The organism is Natrarchaeobius chitinivorans (assembly GCF_003841505.1).
Lineage (GTDB): Archaea > Halobacteriota > Halobacteria > Halobacteriales > Natrialbaceae > Natrarchaeobius > Natrarchaeobius chitinivorans.
The window spans coordinates 422,418-441,072 of the sequence record NZ_REGA01000001.1 but is presented as its reverse complement, the minus strand read 5'-3'; the positions used below and the strand labels follow the sequence as shown (position 1 = coordinate 441,072).

19 protein-coding genes and 1 tRNA gene are annotated in these 18,655 nt (G+C 63.8%); 8 read left to right on the top strand and 12 right to left on the bottom strand.

Annotated elements, in window-relative coordinates:
* Nucleotides 1-42: 42 nt before the first annotated feature.
* The 4 genes from EA473_RS02100 to EA473_RS02085 all read right to left on the bottom strand — a co-directional run bounded on the left by EA473_RS02100 (nucleotide 43) and on the right by EA473_RS02085 (nucleotide 3,242).
* Nucleotides 43-1,377 carry a metallophosphoesterase gene (locus EA473_RS02100; RefSeq protein WP_124193997.1) on the bottom strand — a complete coding sequence of 445 codons (1,335 nt, stop codon included), beginning with the start codon at nucleotides 1,375-1,377 and terminating at the stop codon, nucleotides 43-45.
* Nucleotides 1,378-1,817: 440 nt separating this feature from the next.
* A tRNA-Pro gene (locus EA473_RS02095) sits at nucleotides 1,818-1,890 on the bottom strand.
* Between the two features lie 70 nt (nucleotides 1,891-1,960).
* Nucleotides 1,961-2,554 (bottom strand): tRNA (pseudouridine(54)-N(1))-methyltransferase TrmY, encoded by a 594-nt coding sequence (gene trmY, locus EA473_RS02090; RefSeq protein WP_124193996.1) that lies wholly within the window; start codon nucleotides 2,552-2,554, stop codon nucleotides 1,961-1,963.
* 118 nt (nucleotides 2,555-2,672) lie between these two features.
* A complete protein-coding gene (locus EA473_RS02085) occupies nucleotides 2,673-3,242 on the bottom strand; it encodes a metal-dependent hydrolase (protein WP_124193995.1) in 570 nt (189 codons plus the stop codon).
* A 98-nt stretch (nucleotides 3,243-3,340) separates the two neighbouring features.
* On the opposite strand from EA473_RS02085, the gene EA473_RS02080 reads away from it, so the two are divergent.
* On the top strand, nucleotides 3,341-3,523 hold the full coding sequence (locus EA473_RS02080; protein WP_124193994.1) for an HVO_A0556 family zinc finger protein: 183 nt from the start codon (nucleotides 3,341-3,343) through the stop codon (nucleotides 3,521-3,523).
* Between the two features lie 58 nt (nucleotides 3,524-3,581).
* Here the strand turns inward: EA473_RS02080 and EA473_RS02075 are convergent, their stop codons facing one another.
* The 7 genes from EA473_RS02075 to EA473_RS02045 form a co-directional block, all read right to left on the bottom strand.
* Nucleotides 3,582-4,316, bottom strand: coding sequence for a diphthine--ammonia ligase (locus tag EA473_RS02075; RefSeq protein ID WP_124193993.1), 735 nt, complete (start codon nucleotides 4,314-4,316; stop codon nucleotides 3,582-3,584).
* A gap of 93 nt (nucleotides 4,317-4,409) precedes the next feature.
* On the bottom strand, nucleotides 4,410-5,741 hold the full coding sequence (locus EA473_RS02070) for a DUF373 family protein (protein ID WP_124193992.1): 1,332 nt from the start codon (nucleotides 5,739-5,741) through the stop codon (nucleotides 4,410-4,412).
* Between the two features lie 242 nt (nucleotides 5,742-5,983).
* The gene (gene sppA / locus EA473_RS02065; protein ID WP_124193991.1) at nucleotides 5,984-6,976 is read right to left on the bottom strand and encodes a signal peptide peptidase SppA; all 993 of its coding nucleotides are present in this window, start codon (nucleotides 6,974-6,976) and stop codon (nucleotides 5,984-5,986) included.
* A gap of 154 nt (nucleotides 6,977-7,130) precedes the next feature.
* The gene (locus tag EA473_RS02060) at nucleotides 7,131-8,360 is read right to left on the bottom strand and encodes an RNA-guided endonuclease InsQ/TnpB family protein (protein ID WP_124193990.1); all 1,230 of its coding nucleotides are present in this window, start codon (nucleotides 8,358-8,360) and stop codon (nucleotides 7,131-7,133) included.
* Between the two features lie 3 nt (nucleotides 8,361-8,363).
* On the bottom strand, nucleotides 8,364-8,513 hold the full coding sequence (locus EA473_RS02055; protein ID WP_006666493.1) for a DUF2080 family transposase-associated protein: 150 nt from the start codon (nucleotides 8,511-8,513) through the stop codon (nucleotides 8,364-8,366).
* Nucleotides 8,514-8,842: 329 nt separating this feature from the next.
* A complete protein-coding gene (locus EA473_RS02050; RefSeq protein ID WP_124193989.1) occupies nucleotides 8,843-9,724 on the bottom strand; it encodes a coiled-coil protein in 882 nt (293 codons plus the stop codon).
* A 504-nt stretch (nucleotides 9,725-10,228) separates the two neighbouring features.
* Nucleotides 10,229-11,311, bottom strand: coding sequence for a tubulin/FtsZ family protein (locus EA473_RS02045; RefSeq protein WP_124193988.1), 1,083 nt, complete (start codon nucleotides 11,309-11,311; stop codon nucleotides 10,229-10,231).
* A gap of 518 nt (nucleotides 11,312-11,829) precedes the next feature.
* Between EA473_RS02045 and EA473_RS02040 the strand changes: the two genes are divergently transcribed.
* From EA473_RS02040 to EA473_RS02030, 3 genes are all read left to right on the top strand, one after another.
* Nucleotides 11,830-12,255: a DUF5791 family protein gene (locus tag EA473_RS02040; RefSeq protein WP_124193987.1), complete on the top strand. Its 426-nt coding sequence runs from the start codon at nucleotides 11,830-11,832 to the stop codon at nucleotides 12,253-12,255.
* A 68-nt stretch (nucleotides 12,256-12,323) separates the two neighbouring features.
* Complete coding sequence (locus EA473_RS02035; RefSeq protein WP_124193986.1) at nucleotides 12,324-13,208, top strand: SDR family oxidoreductase; 885 nt, start codon at nucleotides 12,324-12,326, stop codon at nucleotides 13,206-13,208.
* Between the two features lie 84 nt (nucleotides 13,209-13,292).
* Nucleotides 13,293-14,489, top strand: coding sequence for a DHH family phosphoesterase (locus EA473_RS02030; protein ID WP_124193985.1), 1,197 nt, complete (start codon nucleotides 13,293-13,295; stop codon nucleotides 14,487-14,489).
* 107 nt (nucleotides 14,490-14,596) lie between these two features.
* Here the strand turns inward: EA473_RS02030 and EA473_RS22070 are convergent, their stop codons facing one another.
* Complete coding sequence (locus EA473_RS22070; RefSeq protein ID WP_165875177.1) at nucleotides 14,597-14,767, bottom strand: HVO_0758 family zinc finger protein; 171 nt, start codon at nucleotides 14,765-14,767, stop codon at nucleotides 14,597-14,599.
* A gap of 218 nt (nucleotides 14,768-14,985) precedes the next feature.
* On the opposite strand from EA473_RS22070, the gene EA473_RS02025 reads away from it, so the two are divergent.
* The 4 genes from EA473_RS02025 (at nucleotide 14,986) to EA473_RS02010 (ending at nucleotide 18,646) form a co-directional block, all read left to right on the top strand.
* Complete coding sequence (locus tag EA473_RS02025; protein WP_124193984.1) at nucleotides 14,986-16,101, top strand: glycosyl transferase family 2; 1,116 nt, start codon at nucleotides 14,986-14,988, stop codon at nucleotides 16,099-16,101.
* A gap of 51 nt (nucleotides 16,102-16,152) precedes the next feature.
* Nucleotides 16,153-16,626: a DUF7109 family protein gene (locus EA473_RS02020; protein WP_124193983.1), complete on the top strand. Its 474-nt coding sequence runs from the start codon at nucleotides 16,153-16,155 to the stop codon at nucleotides 16,624-16,626.
* Nucleotide 16,627: 1 nt separating this feature from the next.
* Entirely contained in the window at nucleotides 16,628-17,239 is a 612-nt protein-coding gene (locus EA473_RS02015; protein ID WP_124193982.1) for an NUDIX hydrolase, read from the top strand.
* A 216-nt stretch (nucleotides 17,240-17,455) separates the two neighbouring features.
* The gene (locus tag EA473_RS02010; protein ID WP_124193981.1) at nucleotides 17,456-18,646 is read left to right on the top strand and encodes an NAD(P)/FAD-dependent oxidoreductase; all 1,191 of its coding nucleotides are present in this window, start codon (nucleotides 17,456-17,458) and stop codon (nucleotides 18,644-18,646) included.
* Nucleotides 18,647-18,655: the final 9 nt, after the last annotated feature.

Here is an 18,655-nt window from a genome sequence, read left to right as displayed (position 1 = left end):
CGGTCCCGGATTCGCTCGTGAGTCAATCCCGGATTCGGTCGGTCACGCGGTCGTTTTCGGCGATGGTGTTTCCGCTTCGTTTTCCACGACGAGGCGATCAGGAGGGTCGGGGTCAGGTTCTCGGCCGACGGTGAAAAAGCGCTCAGTGCGCGTGAGTTCTTCCGTCGCCGGGCTGGGCTTTGCGATCCGTTCGTACTCCACGGCCACGCCGGCGGATTCGGCGGCGATGCGAACGGCGCCCAACTGGTAGGACGGGTAGAAAACCGGCGGCAGGATACCGATGATGCCGTCCCGTCGATGGAGTCGCTTCAACCACGTTCCGGTGTTGACCAGAACGCCGCCGTCGATCTCCCGTATCGTCGGTCGGTGAGTGTGGCCGTAACAGAAGATCGTCGTCTCCGGCTGCTCGGTAAAGACCTCTCGGGCAGCGTTTTCGTACGGTTCGTCGGGATCGACGGTCAGTTCGGTCTCGAACACGCCGAACCGATCGACGGTTTTCCTGACGTCCCGGCGGATGAAGTACAGCGGAATCCCGACGAGTAACAACAGGCCAGCGACGGTTACGTTGAGTGCAAGGAAGAACCAGGCCGCGGTCCCGGCTCTGCCGAACTGGCCGAGAAACGCTTCCGTCCGGTCGACGGGCATCGCCCAGACGCCCGCCATGTCCAACCCAGCAAGCACTGCGAGGATCGCGCTGACGTTGAACAACAGCAAAAACGGCACCAGCGAGTATCGCAGTACCGGGTTCATCTCCCGGTAGAAGTACTTCGAGAAGAGCCACACCGGCATCCGTTCGGTCGGCGTGACCGCCTGGACGTCTTTCAACCAGTTGTACCGGCCGCGATCCGAGAGCTTTCCCGCTCGACTCGTGACGAGCGTGTTGTAATAGTACCCGAGCGGGGTCGCATGCGGGTTTCCCCAGTCTTCGATCCGGTTGTTCGCGTCCTGCTGGTGGCCGTGCTCGAAGTGAATCGCTTGCTCACCGATCGATCGCGTGATCGACTGGTCCTGGACAAGGTCGACGTTGTACGCAGCGAACCGGTCGACGTACTCGTCGTAGGCCGCCAGTTCGTGGTCGTGATTCCCCGGCAACAACGTGATGTCGACGTTCTCGCCCGTCGCGCGGAACTGTTCGAACAGTTCCGGATAGGTTTCTTCGAGCACGTCGAACTTCTCGACCCCCTCGATCGTGGTAAACTCCCAGAGCCCGAACGCATCACCGTTGATGATCAACTCGGCGTCCTCGTCGATCGTCTCGAGGCGCTCGAGAAAGTCGAGCAACTCGTCGAGAAACTCGACTTCCTCGAGTTGCTCGTCGCCGCCGATGTGGAGGTCGCTGATCACGTAGTAGGCCCGATCGTCGGTATCGGTGGCCATCGTCTCCACAACTCGAGCCCCTCTCAAAAAAGCTGTCTTCTCGTGCTGACGAACCGACGGTCCGACCGTTCGGTAACCGTCTCGATCGTTAGCTCTCGTTCGCTTCGCTCACGAAAACGTGGTTACGGCCACCCGGGGGCCGCATCCGACCGAACGAACGCGGGCAGAGATGGGCCGGCGCGAATTCGAATCGGGCGAGACGGTCGCGCTCACGCGGTTCGTACACTGCGACTCGCTGACTCGAATCGCGCGGCTACACGTACTGCCCGCTCACGGGTTTGTTCGCGGGCAGAAGTGGGCCGGCGCAGATTCGAACACGGGAAGACGGTCGTCCTCGCTTCGCTCTGACGCTGCGACTTCCCTGCTCGAATCTGCTTGGCTGCATTTTCCCACCTCACGGACGACTCGCTGCGCTCGTCGTCGTTGTTCGGTGGGAAAAGTGGGCCGGCGCAGATTCGAACTGCGGTTACGGCCACCCGAAGGCCGAAGGATACCAGGCTACCCCACCGGCCCGCATTCGAATCGTGGCTGTGCGAGATTTTAACGGTTGCGAAACCCGTCATCTGACGAGAACCGGAGGGGGCTACCAGCTCTCGTATCCGTTCGTATCCAGGTAGTGGTGGGCGATCGTGATCGCCTGATCGGCGTGTAGCCGCTCGGGGCCGAGTCGAACCCGTCGGTCGACCGTTTCCTCGAGCGTTCGCCCCTCCTCGTCGGTGAAGTCGCGGTGATCGGAGAGGACGAAGACGGGAGAGCCCAGATCGCCCGCGTCGGTCACCGGTTCGCCGTCCTCGTGTAACTGGACGATCGGACCGTCGTCGACGGCCGCGAGCGTTTCCTCGAGCCCGCGACGATAGACCTCGATGCCGGGACTCGGTTCGGCGGGAAGCGCGCCGATCGCCTCGTCGCGGTGCTCAAGTGCGTTCCGGACGAGTGCGGCGGTACTCCGTTCGTCGGGATTGAGCCGCCGAAGGTCACGACCGTCGAACGTGATCGTGAGTTCGTCCCGGACGACGAGGTGGACGCGGACGTCCTCGCGGATTCCGTGGGAGGTGACGAACGAGGCGGTGATCGACCGACAGAGCGCGTCGAGTCGGCCGGCACCGCCGGCGAGGTCGTCGAGCGAGAAGTCGGGTTCCGTCGGTACCTCGTGGGCGAGGAGTACGAACTGGCGCATATCCGAACGTGGCTGGCAATGCGGTTAGCCCCGACGGTTTGCTCTCTCCGTCTCGAGCCGGCAGGATCACGAGTCGTTCTGTTTCGGCAGTGTCACCGTTCGTCCCGGGCCAGCAGTGTTACCGTTCGTCTCGAGTCGGTTCGCGTGTGCCGCGTTCGATCACCGCGAAGAGGAACTCCGTCCCGGGCGCGCCGTCGCGATACCAGACGTACGCCGCGACGCCGAACAGCCCGAACTGAAACAGTTCGTACGGCCCCATCGCGTAGTAGTGCAAAATCGCCTCGAGAATGCCCCCGACGGGCTCTTCGGGCGGCTGTTCGACCAGCGGCCAGAGGAGGAACTCGGTTCCGGAGAGATCGCCCGTGAGCGCCGAGGGCGGGACGTCGGCGAGGAGGTGTGACAGGTGGCCGAGTACGAACGCGACGCCGGCCTCGCGGGCCTCGAGGCGGACGGTGAGGACGTAGACGGCGGGTATCAGAACGGCCGCGAACAGCAGGGAGTGTCCCAGCGTCCGACCGCCCGGAAGAACGTCGAACGTCCACGCGAGGGGTTTGTCGATCAGGTCGGGAAACTGCGAGCCGACCGCGAGGGCGAGAGCCGGCAGCGCACGCGGTGGCCGATCGAACCGGCGGTGCGTGTAGACGGTGTACAGGAGGTAGGCGACGGCGAGGTGTCCCCAGGGCCACATCCCTCGAGCGTTCTCCGTGGAGTCGGATATATCGATCGCTATTCGACACGGCACAGTCATGCTCAACGGTTACCCCCGACCCAGGCGGGAGTGGTGACATGGCAAAATCACAGCAGTCAAAAGTCGACCGCCAGGGGCGAGGAGTACTCGAGATTCTGGAGGGCCGGTCCTGTCCGTCCTGTCCGGAGGGCGAACTCGAGCGATCGACCTACAAGGACAACAGGGCCGCCGTCTGTGACAGCTGTGGGACGCCCCAGGCCCAGGTATGGGTATCCTCGTGACAGGTCTCCCTCGAGCACCGTACGGAATCCCGTCGGTCACCGCATGGGCGACCGCCGATCACCGCTTGTGGCTCAACTGCGCGTCGGTGACCCGAATCGATCCGCGCGTCCGCTCCCACTCGGTGTCGTACTCGAGGTCGATCCGGCGATCCATGTGCGGGGCGTCGACGACCAGCGTCTCGAACTCGCCGCCTTCACCCAGCACGTGGACACCGTACTCTTCGTTCAACGCCTCGAGTTCCGCGAGGGCGTCGCGATCGAGCGTCCGGCCGAGCCAGGATTCGTCCAGTCCGTGGGCGGCGACCTGAACGAGGACGATCTCGAATCCGGCCTCGAGCATCGACTCGGCGAGCGTTCGCGGCTCTTTTTGCCACAGCGGCGCGAACAGTTCACAGCCGAGACGGTCGCACATGCGCTCGATTCGACTCGTCTGATACTCGCTTTCGACGGCTCCCGCGATGACACCTGCGATTCCGCCGTCGAGTTCCCCGTCGACCGTTTCGAGGGCGGCTTCCAGCGGCTCGAGTTCGGCGTCACCCTGCACGCTCGAATCGGCGGCGGCTCCGGCCTCGAGGTCACCCGGGTCGACGTCGATCAGCTCGATTCCGATGCTCTCGGCGGCGAGTGCGGTGAGTTCCGTCGCGGGGACGTGATACATGTACGAGTCGTCGGTCGGGTGGACGGTGACGAGTCGGCGAACGTCGAGTCCGTTCTCGAGGGCGCGATACAGCGCCCAGGAGGAATCTTTGCCACCCGAAAAGAGGCTCACCCACGCACCGTCTGCGTCGCTCATAGTCGAGGGTGTGCCCACGGGAGTAAATGGGTGACGAGTCGTGGAACCGGGTGAACACACCGTGGGTGTCTCGAGTTGCGAGTGGTGACGCGACTAACTCGAGTCGTGATCCGGGTCGGACGCCGTCTCCGATTCGGACTCCGACTCCACCGAAGGCTCCGGGCCGTCCGTCGAATCGGATCGCGGGTCCGCGCTGTCGACGATTTCGACCCCGGATCCGTCGTCGCCGGCGCTCGTTGCCGGATCTGGGGGGAGGGGGCCACCGTCGGTCACGCCGGATTCTCCGCCGGAACCGTCCGCGAGTTCGGCGTTTCCGTTCGCTCCGCTGAAATACGACGCGAGTCGAGCACCGACGAGGCTGATCACGACTGCGGTGACGACGTACAGCGCCAGCCGCTCACCGCCAGTGATGACGAAGCCTTCGACCGGGAGGGCTCCACCCTCGGGGACGGAGATAGGATCGATGATCCGCTGTTGTTCGAGGAAGTACGCGGAGAATCCACGAACGACCAGCCCGACGGCGACGACGATAAACGGCAGATTGAGAAAGGAACTCCGGATCGGTTCTTCGTCGATCACTTCGTCGAGTAGCCGTCCGGCGCTGGCGGTGAGAGCGGCGACGGCGAGCCACGGAACGCTGTCGAAGGCGAACTGCATCGCCGGGATCAACACGCCCTGCGTGTCCTCGAGATTCGAGACGCCGAGGCCGCCCGCGAACAGTCCGATGAGCGTCAGGCCGGCGGCGGCGACGTAGGTAACGACCGACACCTGCCCGGAGTAAAGCGACTCCCGGACCTGATGGGCCACGCCGGTCATGATCTCGTCGATGCTAAAGCCCTTGTAGAGCAAGAAGAGGCCGATGACGCTCGTGATCGCCGCCGCACCCTCCGCGGGACCCACGACGGTCGCGAGCATCGGGAAGACCAGAAGCGTCAGACCGATCGGAACCAGAACCGTCTGGCGGAGTTCCTCGTCCGCGAGGAACTGTTTGAGGAGGTAGTACGTCGACTCGATGTCCCGGGCCTGCCGGACGACGACCCGATCGACCGAATCGACTCGAACGCGACTCTCGACGACGGGGACCAGTCGTTCGTCTTCCGCGCTGTCGATGACGACGACCGCCGACTCCGGTTCGTACTCCGCGATGAGTTCGTCGAGCTGCCGGGCGACGGCTCTGTCCGCGGAGACCATCGACTCCCGGTCACCCGAGACGACCGCGACGATCGCCTCCTCGTCCTCGTCGCGGAGGTTCTGGGCGACGCGAAGCGTCTCGAGCAGGGAGTTGACTCCCGAGTCCTCCGGATCCGCGAGTCCGATATCGGTTACCAGCGCGCGGACTGCCTCCCAGCCGACGATCGGCGACCGGAGTCCGGTCTCCCGGCCAACATCGTCGGTCCGGTCGAGACAGACGACCAGCGTTGTCACGGTATCCGTTCCTTTCTGTGAGACGATAAAACCACTTACTCGTTCGCCTCGGCTCCGTCTGTGAGATCCACCCTCGCTCGAGCCGTCGGCCCGGCTCCGACGTCGAACGCACCGGTCACTCGAGCGCGTCCATCCCGTGAGAGCCGTTCCCGGTTGCCCTCATACGGTTTACTGTCCGTCAGTTCCGACGTGCCCGCGGTCCGGGAGGCGGGTGTGCCGGTCCATCGGTACACCAATCCGTCTCAGAGTCGGAGACGAAACTCCCGCTGTTCGGCCAGCCCGGCGATGCCGGCTCCGAAGGCGTAGGCGATCCCTCTCGCTCCGGCACCGACGCGAGCCATCAGCGGCCGCTGAGGTTCGAACTCCTCGACTGCCACGTCGTCGGTTCCGAGCCGGTCAGCGAGTTCGTCCTCGATGTCGCGACGAGTGCCCAACTCGTCGACGAGACCCAGTTCGTGAGCGGAGTCACCGAGGTAGATGCGCGCCTCGGTCTCACGGACGAACTCCGGCTCGAGGTCGCGTCCGTCGCTGACGCGTTCGACGAACGTCTCGTAGTAGTCGTCGATCACTCCCTGGAGGTACTCGCGTTCGTCTTCTTCGAGTTCCTTCAGCGGCGTGCCCGCGTCCTTGTACTCGCCTGCGGCGAGTCGCTCGTAGGAGAGGCCGACCTTCTCCGCGAGTTCGCTGGCGTTCACCCGGGAGCCGATGACGCCGATCGAACCGACGATCGATCCCTCGCGCGCCCAGAGTTCGTCACAGCCGCTTGCGATCCAGTAGCCGCCGCTCGCACAGACGTCGGTGGCGTACGCGACCGTCGGCCCGTCGAAGCGCTCGGCCGCGAGCCTGATATCGTCGCTCGGGACGACTTCGCCGCCGGGCGTGTTCAACTTCAACAGGAGCGCACGGACGTTGTCGTCCTCCTCGGCTCGGTCGATCTGTTCGACGATATCGTCGGCGGGCGTCGAGCCCGGACTCGAGGGGAACCGTCCGCCGCCGTCGCGAGTGATCGGCCCCTCGACGGCGACCTCGGCGACGTCGTAGCCGGGAAACAACGATCCGGCGACGTTTCCTGCGATCTTGAGACCGGCGAGCAACACGCCGATCGCGAGGACGACGCCGAACAGGTCCGCAAGCGTCTCCGGATACATGACGAACAGTCCCACACCGACGACGGCGAACAGTACCACCGCCGACAGAACGATCGCGAGTCGACCGACCCCGGTTTTACTGACCATCGATCTCACCTCGAGTCATACCGAACGTTGGACGGCCCGAACTGTTAAAAAGTGCGTTGTCGGCTGTCCGTGCGCGTGGAATCTACCGGGACCGCCCGTCTCGAGTCCCGATAGTTGGGACTCCAGTACCGAACACTGTGACTTCCTCCCCACCCTACTCGCTCACGGCTGACGCCGTTCGCTCCTTGAGGGTGGGGCTTCCTGTTTCCACGACGCGCTTTGCAGGAACCGAATCGGTTCCCGTAGGGAGCGCAGTCTCCGCAGGCGTTGATTCGGGACAGCCCGTCCCTACTTGCTTCAGTCCGCGTACCAAGATGTTGTAGGCCGCATTCCAGTCCCTGTCAGCCGTGAAGCCACAGGAAGGACAGGAGTGTTCGCGGACCCACAGTGGTTTGTTGGCCGAGACACCGCAGGCTGCACACTCTTTTGTCGTTCCGGCTGGATCGACGGCGACGAAGTGCGTGCCTTCGCGTTCGCACTTGTACTCGAGCATCCGGAGGAACGTTCCCCACGCCGCCCCGGCACGGTTGCGGCTGTTCGGCGGGAGTTCCATCAGCCCCTTCGCGTCGAGGTCTTCGACCGCCACGAGGTCGTACTCTCGAGCGTAGTACGCCGAGAGCTTGTGCAGGAAGTCCTGGCGCTTGCGCTTCAGGTCGGCGTAGCGCTTGGCGACGACTCGCTGTTGTTTGCGGGAGTTCTCCGACCCATGCTCTTTCCGAGAGAGTTTCCGTTGCTCGCGTTCCAGCCGTTCGCGTTCGTCCGAGAGGTCAGGACGTTCGACGGCTGTTCCATCGGTGTCGTGGGCGTACTTCAGAATACCCACGTCGATTCCGACACAGTCCTCGAGTGTCTTGGGCTTCGGCGGTGCGTCGTCTTCGGTTTCGATTCCAAGGACGGCGAACCACTCGCCGGTCGGTTCCTGCTTGACGACGACCTCTTTGATCGTGGCGTCGTCGGGAACGTCTCGGTGGTAGACCATCGGAATATCGCCGATTTTTGAAAGAGAGAGTACAGTACGGCCACTCGTGTTGTTGAGTTCGAAGCCGGTTTGACTGTACTTGATCGAGCGATATTCCTGCGGGCCTTTCCACTTGAGTTCGCCGACGCGGTAGCCGTTGTCCTTCCGCGCCTTCAGCGTCGAGAGGTTGTCGTACAGCCGTTGGACGACCTTCTGTAACACCTTGGAGTGGACCCCCTTCAACTCGGTCCACCAGTTCTTGAGGTCGGGAAGGACCGACTGCTCGGAGTAGGCCGACGTGCCGTCCTCGCGGTTGAGTCGGTGCAGGAAGTGGTTGTAGACCTGTCGGCAGGTATCGACAGTCCACGCTAATCGGTCGTCGAGTTCATCGGTCGGATTGAGCCGATACCTGTAGTTGTATCGCATGGTCTACTCGTCTTCGTCGGACGGATCGGTGACGCGGACGACCTTGACGGTGGCACCGCGCCACCGCTTGGGAACAAGTACGTGAGCGCCGTTCCCGGTTGGTTTGACTTCGGCTTCGTGGACTTCGTGGCCTTCGACCTCGTACCGATCCATTACCAATGTTTACACTAGGTAGAAACATAAGGCTACCGATAGCATGGGCCTGCGGGCCTGCTGTAGAGCAGTCCAAGAAACACGTGCGGCGTTGACGAGACGCTCCGCGTCTCGTTCGCACACCAGAAATCGAAGATTTCTGGGGACGCTGTATCCCCTCCCTGCTCGCGCCTTCGGCGCTCGCTGAGGAAGGGGCATTAGCGCCTCGGTTTAGGTAATGGTGACAGTAGACTCGCCCACCGCAACCGCCGTCTGCGGGGCCTGGTGCTGGGACAACGTTCACGCCAGGCCGAAAACTGACGGAAGACGAATCGAAGTGACGACCGCGTCTAGAGCAGTCCCGTCTTCTGGAGTTTCATCAGGTCCTCGGTGTCGAGGGTCTCGCCTTCCTTGAACTTCTGATAAATCTCCTCGGCCTCCTCTTTGGCCTCTTCCTTTTTCTTGTCGCGTTCGGACTTGCGCTCTTCTTCCTCTTCTTTGTCCAGTTCGCGCAGGCGCTTCTGGACGCGCACGAAGTCCTCGTGGTGCTGGTCGGCGGCCTCCTGGGCCTCGACGAAGCTCTCGTGCATCTCGTCGGCCTCGTCGCGGATGTCGTCGGCTTCGCGGTAGGCCTCGATCATCTGGTTGTGATGTTCCTGGGCCTTGTCCGCGAGTTCGGTGACCTTCTGGTGGTGTTTGGACGCTTCCGAGCGGACCTCTTCAGCTTCCTCGACGAGTCCTTCGAGATCCTCGTTCTGGTCGAGTTTCGACTTGCGATCTTCGTACTCCTCCCGTTTCGACTCGATCTTCTCGATGAGCTCTTTTTCCTCCTCGCTCGAGAGGACCTCCGTCTGCTGTTTGAACTCGAGTTGCTCGATTTCGTCCTCGAGTTGCTCGAGGTCTTTGCCCTCGTCGAGTTCCATATCCGACTTGAGCTTCTCGACCTTGTCGAACAGCTCATTGGCCTCCGCGTTGAGCTCGTTTCGCTTGTCCTTGTGTTCCTGGACCTGCTCGTTTAGCTCGTCGCGTTTCTCGCGGTGTTCCTGTGCCTCGTCGACTTTCTCACGCGTCTTCGCGTTGAGATCGTCGCGTTTCGAGGCTCGCTCGGAGGCCATCTGGTTGAGATCGTTTCGTCGATCCCGGAGCTGGCCGGCCATTTTGATGAGCTGTCCTTTCGATTTGTTCGCGAGGTCGTCTTCTGTCAGTTCGATGTTTTTCGATTCGTCTACCATGTGTTAGTCAAACCTCTATGCCATACCCGCACCGGGACGGCGACTGACGGCTGGCGCGTCGGTGAAATATCGGCGCCCAGCGGTCGTCCGTCGAGAGCGTCCGCTCACGATCTGCGAAACCTCGGTGAATAAGATTTCCTGTCATCGATCGTCGAGCGATACGCGCCCCGGTGGCGTTCTGGTACCCGTGAGTACTGTCGCCTGTAATTTAAATGTACCGATCGGAAAAGCCGTGAAAACCGTTAACAGACGGCTCATTGGCCGTGTTGGACACTAACAAGGAGTGGTGGACTGCATATAAAGGTACACGCGACCGAATTAGTTTTCTGCCGGTCTCGAGGCGGTCGGTCGCCGCAACGGGTCCGTGATATCGAAGTCGTTTCCCGTCGTTGCGCTCCCGCTCGCGTATCAGCGGCCAGCACTGGCGGATCAGCGGCCAACACTGGTGGCGTTGGCCGCCTGCGTGCGAGCAAGCGGAGTCGTTTCAACGATTACTAGAGTCGCTCAGAACAGATTTTCGATACGATCGTCGGTGAACTGTTCGACGTTTTCCTCGACGCTGCGCTGTTCTTTCTTGCTCGCCTCGCGGGCGCGTTGCATGAACTCGTCGAGGCGATCGGACCGCTCGGCCCCGCCGAGGAGGACCAGCGCACCGAGACGGTCGCTGTCGATGGGGAAGTCACCCCCGCGAACCTGCATGCTGTCCGTTTCGTCTTCGACCCACCGACGAGCCCGTTCGACCCCTTTTCGGGGGATCCGATCCGGCTGGCCGGCGATGACGAGCAACGCGGCGTCGGCGGACGTTGCGTTCGGCATACTCGCCCCCGTCAGCAGCGCCTGTCTCGCGACACTCATCGCGACCTGAATGTTCTCGCCGCTGTCCTCGGCCGCGAGTTCGCTCGCGTATCCAAGCACCGAGACGCCTCCCGAGCGAAGCGTGTTGATCACCTCACTCGAGTCGACGACGCTCTCGCCGACCCCCTCGGTCGCTTCGCCCGATGCGAACAACAGCCCGATGCGGCGGGCGATCTTGTCGTTTATCGATTCGAAGGCGCTCTCGACGCTCTCTCCCTGTTCGTGCCAGGCGTCGTTGTCGATCAGAAGCGTCGAGTCGGCTTCCCTGAGCAACGTTTTCAGCGAGCGGCCGGCGTTCGCCTGATAGAGCGCTCCTTCGTTGCGTCCCGGCAGAACTCCGATGGCGTAGACCGGTACGTCGTACACCTGTTTCAGGTTGTGAACGAGAACGGGAGCGCCGCCGCTTCCCGTCCCGCCGCCGAGGCCGGCGATCACGAAGATCGCCTCGGAGTGTGAGGTGATTCGTCCATCCAACTGGCCGAGTACCTGCTGGATGTCCGATTGCATGATCTCGGCCCCGAGTTCGTTATCGCCGCCGACACCGTGACCGTTCACACGGTCTGCACCGATCAGCTGCGTATCGACGAACTCGAGGGAGTGGAGGTCTGGTTCTGCGGAGTTGACGGCCAGGGCACCCTGGACGGCATCGAAACCCATGTTCGCGTCGAACCGGGTGAGCCGTTCGGTGACTTTCCCACCGGCCTGACCGACTCCGATCAGGGCGACTTTCATACGACCGTCATACGAGTGAGGCAAGTTGAACGTTCCGATAATCTATCCGTCACGTTCCGCCGAGTGCCGGATCGTGTCATAAATTATTCCAACCATCCACACACTGATCGTACTATCCGCGGTTCTCGCTCGTTTCACTCGCTCACGGGTCACTGCGTTCCCCACTTGCCATTTCGCGGTTCTCGCTCACTTCGTTCGCTCACGGGTCACTGCGTTCCCCGTTCGCTGTTCCGCGGTTCTCGCTCGTTTCACTCGCTCACGGGTCACTTCGTTCCCCGCTCGCTGTTCCGCGGTTCTCGCTCGTTCCACTCGCTCCGAACCGCGTACGCTCCGAACCGCGTGCGCTCCGAACCGCGCTCTCCTCGTGCGATCGGGTGTCCACTGACCTGCAGTGGCTACGATAGCTGACACACGTCTGGTCACAGCGAACCTGTCCGACGGCTCGAGATCCGTCCGACCCGGCGTCCTCCGGACTCGGGATGGTAACTCACTTGAGGACGACCGCTGTCAGTCCCGATATGTTCCACGAACAGCGGACGTCCGTCCCCGGCTCGCCCGGCGAACTGCGAGCGGAGTACGACGCGGACCTCGAGACCGTCCTCGAGCGCCGCGACCCGGCGACGGTCGCCGAGCGGACCGACGTCGACCGCGAAGATGTCGAGGCGCTACAGGCGGGCGAGTCGCCCGACATCTCGCTCGAGGAGGCGGCTGCGATCCAGTCGCTCGCGGACGGGACGGCGGACCCGGAGACCATCGTGACGATGGCCTGTGAACACCTGTTGCTCGGCATGTCGACCGCCGTTCTCGACGTCGACGCAGTCGAGAGCGAACTCGAGATGGATCTGGACGCCAAGGAGATCCAGCAAAAGATCGAGCGCCGCGCGCCGATGTCGTTCGCGGAGTACGTCCACCTCCAGTACGTGATCGTCGACGGGATGCCCTGACTGGCGTCTGCTCGACGTGAGGATGCCGCGAGCGGTGCTATTATGCTCGACGGCCGGCGAATTGCCGTATGGAGATCGCAATTCTGGGCTGTGGATACGTCGGACTCGAGCTGGGCCGACAGCTCGTCGAGCGCGGCCACACCGTAACCGGCGTTCGGCGCTCCGCGGACGGCGTTCGGCGGATCGAGGACGCCGGATTCGACGGGGTCCGGGCGGACGTCACCGACGCGGACGACCTCGCGGCCGTTCCGAATGCCGACGCGATCGTCTTCGCCGCCAGCAGCGGCGGTCGCGGGGCCGACGCCGCGCGCGAGGTGTACGTCGAGGGGCTCCGAACCGCGATCGAATCGTTCGGGGAACGGGAAAACCCGCCCGAACGGCTGATCTACACCTCTTCGACGGGCGTTCACGGCGATCACGACGGCGACTGGGTCGACGAGGAGACGCCGCTCGAGCCGACGACCGAGAAGACGGCGGTGCTCGCGGAGGCCGAACGGATCGCACTCGAGCACCCGCCGGAGTACGGCTTCGACGGAACCGTCGCGCGGTACGCCGGCCTCTACGGGCCCGACCGATACCGCCTCGAGCGGTACCTCGAGGGGCCGGTTACTGAGGGATACCTGAACATGGTTCACCGGGACGACGCCGCCGGAGCGGTCCGCTATCTGCTCGCGGAGGATCTCGCGCGCGCCGAAGCGGTGCAGGTAGTCGACGACGAACCCGTCGACAAGTGGTCGTTCGCCGACTGGCTGGCCGACGAGTGCGGCGTCGAACAGCCGCCAAAGCGGACGAAAGCCGAGCGACTCGCGGACGATCTCTCGGAGGCCGCCAGACGACGACTCCTGACGAGCAAGCGGTGTTCAAACGAGAAACTCCGAGCGCTCGGCTACGAGCCCAGCTATCCGACGTTTCGCGAGGGGTATCGCGACGCGATCGACGACTACGTACGTTGACCGCACCCCGTCGGACGTGGTTCGGACGCCAAAACACATCAAAATCGGGGGAAATTTCATGGGTATTCGATTTGAGTGTCCGATATGGACCATTCGGACGCCCCGGCACATGGTACGCTCGTCGGGGTAGACGTCTCCTCGCTCGAGGGTGTTGTCGAAACTCTTTCATCGCTCGATCCGCTGATTCTCTCTCTTCTGGTCCTCGCCGTCGCCGGTCTGTTGCTCGGGGGGTGGTGGCTCGTAAGTTGGTTCCGCCGTCCGCCCGGCGCTCGTCTCAAGCGCGTGCTGGCCGGCTACGACGAGGTGGCCGTTTTGATGCATCCGAACCCCGATCCCGACGCGATGGCGTGTGCGATGGGAGTCGCTGCGATCGCCGACTCGGTCGACACCGAAACGACGCTGCAATACTCCGGTGAGATTCGACACCAGGAAAACCGCGCGTTCCGGACCGTCCTCGGTCTCGACCTCGAGACCGTCGAATCGAGTTCCGAACTCGCCTCCGAGGCTGTCGTACTGGTCGATCACAACACGCCGCGGGGGTTCACCGGGGCACAGACCGTCGAACCGGTCGCCGTCGTCGACCACCACCCCGGAAACGGAGCGGGGACGAAGTTCACCGACGTTCGGACGGGCTACGGCGCGGCGGCGACGATCGTCGCCGAGTACATCGACGAACTCGGCGCGGTCAAAGAGACCGACGAAGACGACGACGGTGGTGACTTCGTACTCACGTCGGAACTCGCGACCGGCCTTCTGTACGGCATCCTTGCCGACACGAACCACCTGACGAACGGCTGTTCGAACGCCGAGTTCGACGCCAGCGCGTACCTCTTCGATACGATCGACGAGGACCTGCTCGAGCGGATCGCCAACCCGCAGGTCAGCGACGACGTGTTACAGATCAAGGCGACTGCGATCACCGAAAAGCGGGTGGAAGGCCCGTTCGCGATCTGTGACGTCGGCACGATTTCGAACGTCGACGCGATCCCACAGGCCGCGGACGAACTCATGCATCTCGAGGGAGTCACGGCGGTCGTCGTCTACGGCGAAAGCGACGGAACGATTCACCTGTCCGGTCGCTCCCGCGACGACCGGGTCCACATGGGGGAGACACTCAGACACGCGGTCAGCGACATTCCGATGGCGAACGCCGGCGGGCACGCGCGAATGGGCGGCGGTCAGCTCTCGGTCGATCACATGCGGGGGATCGGCCCGTCGAAGGGGGTCGACAAGACCGAGTTCGAAGAACGGCTCTTTTCCGCACTGGCCGGCGAGCGATAAAACGCCACGCCGGCGATACCGGGTCACCGTGACGCCCACGAACGGTTGCACTCTGACTGTCGTCCGTGGACGACCGCGATACGATCGGTCCGTGACGGATTCGGCGACTATCGGATCTCTTTCCACTCGGCGTCGCAATCCGGACAGATCCGAACGGTTTTGATCTCGTTTGGATCGTTCTCAGTCTTCAGGGGCTTTTCGCACTCGCTACAGACGAGGCGATCGTAGGTGTCTTTCTCGAGGTCGCCTTCACGCAGTGCCTTCCGGACTGATTTCATGTTCACCCTGTAGGAAGGTAGGGGAGAAAAAGACCGGGGCTTTCTACCATTCGCCATAGAGGATATCACGACTTCCCGGGTGGGGGATCCCATCGAACGTGTCATACGAATTGCTGTGACGGTTCATCGGGTTAGACAGCAGTCGATACGGCGTCGTGAATCGTCGTCCGGGTTCTCGGACCGTGGTCGTTTTGTCGATCCGGCCGAAATATTCACCGATGGAGTTCGTCCAGGAGCGGATCGCGACGCTCCACGACCTCGGGGAGAGCGGGCCAGCGGGCGGCGCAGACGCCGACCTCGAGCGCGCGATCCGTCGAACGGTCGTCGTCGTTCCGATGACCGACCGCGAGTACGAAAGCCCGGCTGCAAACCGGGTGCTCTCGGAACTCGAGTCGCTCGACCTCGCGGCCGTCCTCGTTCCCGTCCGCGCGGCGGCAGGTCGCATCGATTCAGTTTGCGAGTGGCTCGAGTCGTTCTCGCTGCCGCTGTGGCCGCTGTGGTGTAACTCCCCCGCAGTCGACGGGCTCCTTGAGTCGGCGGGACTCTCGGGGGAACGCGGCAAAGGCCGGGACGTCTGGCTCGCGCTGGGTCCCGCCGCCGACCTCGGCGAGTGGATCGTCGTCCACGACGCCGACGCGCGGAGCTACGATGCCGACCACGTCAGGCGTCTGTTGGCCCCGCTGACGATGGGCTACGAGTTCTCGAAGGGGTACTACGCCCGGGTCGAGGAGGGACGCCTCTACGGTCGTCTGTTCAGACTGCTCTACGAACCACTCGTCGCAGCGCTTTCGGCGGCCCAGGACGCCCCGATCCTCGAGTACCTCGGCGCGTTCCGGTACGCCCTGGCCGGCGAGTTCGCCGCGAGCGCCTCCCTGGCTCGCCGTCTGCGCTCCCCGCGAAGCTGGGGACTTGAGGTCGGGACGCTCGGCGATGCCTTCGATCACGCCGGGTTTTCGGGGACGGCCCAGGTCGATCTCGGTCGACACGTCCACGACCACCGCGTGATCGCCGGCGACGCCGGACTCGAGGGGATGAGCCGCGCGGTCGCCACGGCGCTGTTGCGCGTCGTCGAGGAACGGGGCGTCGATCCGGCGTACGAAACGCTTCCCGACCGGTACCGCGCCGCCGGTGAGAGGCTGCTCGCGCAGTATCGCGCCGACGCGGCGTTCAACGGCCTCGAGTTCGACGAGTCGGACGAACGGGATCAACTCTCCCGCTACGCCGACGCGATCGGCCGACCGGCTCCCGATCGACGACTTCCCCGGTGGACGGACGTGCCGCTGGCCCCCGATGCCGTCCTGGATGCGGGCCGACGGCAGAGTGGCGAGGAGTGACGGCGATCGGCGCTATCAATCTTTATCAGCGGACCGCCCGTTGGGGCGGGTATGAACGCGACCGCCGACGAACTGGCCGGCGTGGTCGATCTCTTCGGCGGGCTCACTCGCCCGGAACTCGAGCGCGCGCTCGAGGAAGCGGCCTTCCGCGCGGACGGACGGTCCGTCGACGACGCGGCTCTCGAGGAAGCGATCGCGGACGCCCTCGACTCGTTCGCGCTCGTGCGATTCGAACGTCCGACCGACGATCGCACGCTGCTCGTCGCCGGCCCGACCGCGTTCCCGTCCGTCCCGGACCACGCCGAGGACGTGCCACACATCCTCGACGTCGACCGACGGCGCCTCGACCGAGCGGCCCTCGGTGAGGCGACGCGCGAGCGGTTCGCCGACGCCGTCGATGCGGCGATCGACCGCGGCGACGAGGACAGACTCGAGCACTTGGTCGACGTCAGTTACGACGTCGAGGCGTGGGCACCCGTCGATCTGACGAGCGACCGCAAGCGACTGACGGAGGAACTCGACTGAGATGTCTCGTTTCGACTTCGATCCCGTCGTCACACACACGCCGACCGAGATCGACGATCAACCACACGACGCGGCCGTTCTCGCACCGGTTATCGACCGGAACGGCGAGGATCACCTCCTGTTTACTCGCCGGGCGGACCACCTCGGCGAGCATCCGGGCCAGATGAGCTTTCCCGGCGGTGGGGCCGAGGCGATCGACGATTCGATCCTCGAGACGGCGTTGCGCGAGGCAAGCGAGGAGATCGGCCTCGCTCCCGAGGAGGCCGAGGTCGTGGGGCAACTGGACGACATCCGAACGGTCACCGAGTACGCCGTCACTCCGTTCGTCGCGCGCGTGCCGGATCGGGAGTACGAACGAGACGGCAACGAAGTCGCCGAGATCGTCGTCCTTGCGCTATCCGAACTGCTCGATCCGTCGAACTACGAGTACGAACGCCGGAGTCATCCCTACTACGGCGACATCGTCGTTCACTACTTCCACGTCGACGGCTACACCGTCTGGGGCGCGACGGGCCGCATTCTCGTCCAGTTGCTCGAGCTTGCGACGGCGTTCGACACGCCGGATCGAATGGACCGTCCGGACACGACTGGGACGGACCATCCCGACGCGTGAGGGCGGACCACCCCGATCAGTGGGGAACGGCCAACACGGGAGTGTCGTGGAAGCGGCCCACTCGGAAGTGAAGTTGAAGCTGACCCCCCTGCATAAGTATGATCCGGACGCACGCACAACTATGATATCAGTCACAGGATCAGTAATGAACTGCCGTCCCGGTCGGAAACAGCCACTCGAGAACCCCTCGCGAGGCGTCTCACTTCGTGGTACCCGATGACTGGCTCCGACCGATCTCCGACGGAACTCGCGGTCGACTCCGACGCGCTTACCGACCGTGGCGAGGATCTGACGGTCGCCGTCGTCGGGGCGGGCGCAGTCGGCGTCACTGCCGCGTACGAACTCGCGCTCGAGGGGGCAGAGGTGACGCTGTACGAGCGAGACACGGTTTCAAGCGGCGCGAGCGGGCGCGCTGCGGGAATCTGTTACGACGCGTTCACGGATTCGTTGGACGCCGAACTCGCCGGCGAGGCGATCGAGCGATTTCGAGCGATTTCGGGCGAGGACACGTTTTCGTTCGTCGAGTGTCCCTACGTCTGGCTGGCTCGCGAGGGTGACGACGACCGGATCGAGACGGTCCGCGAGGGGATCCGACGGATGCAAGAAAACGGTGTCATCGCACTCGAGGTGGGGCCCGACTCGCTGGCCGAACGATTTCCGTCGATTCGGACCGACGACGTCGCCGTCGCGGGGATCGCCGGCGCGGCGGGGTACACCGATCCGGGACGATACACCGCCTGTCTCGCCGCGGCGGCGACCGGTGCCGGGGTCACTCTCGAGACCGAGACGCCGGTCGAGGTCCGGACCGACCCATCGCGGATCGTCACCGAGAGGGGAGACGAACGCGAGGTCGACGCCGTTCTCGTCGCCGCCGGCGCACACACGAAGCGACTGCTCGCCGATGCCGGGATTCCGATCGCGATGAAACCGTACCGGGTGCAGGCGCTCGTGGCTGACAGCGACTTCTCGGAGCCGATCTGTTACGATGCGACGGGCGACTTCTACGTTCGGCCACACCCGGACGGGATCCTCGTCGGCAACGGAACCGAAACGCGGGAAGCCGATCCGGACGAGTACGATCGAGACGCTGATCCGGAGTTTGCCTCCTCGCTGCTCGATCGGCTCACTCACCGCCTCCCAGACGCCGAGTTCGATCTCGAGCGATCCTGGGCGGGTCTCTGTACGGCCACGCCCGATCGAAACCCGCTGGTCGGCGAACTCCGCGAGGGTATCTACGTCGCTACCGGCTTCCAGGGCCAGGGGTTCATGCGCGCGCCAGCGATCGGTGAGCGGGTGGCTCGAGAGATAGTCGACGAGGAGGGGATGGCCGCGTTCGACCCGACGCGATTCGCCGGCGACGAATCGTTCGACGTCACGGAGGGGATGACGTTGACGTTCGAAGAGTAGCCGTTCGTC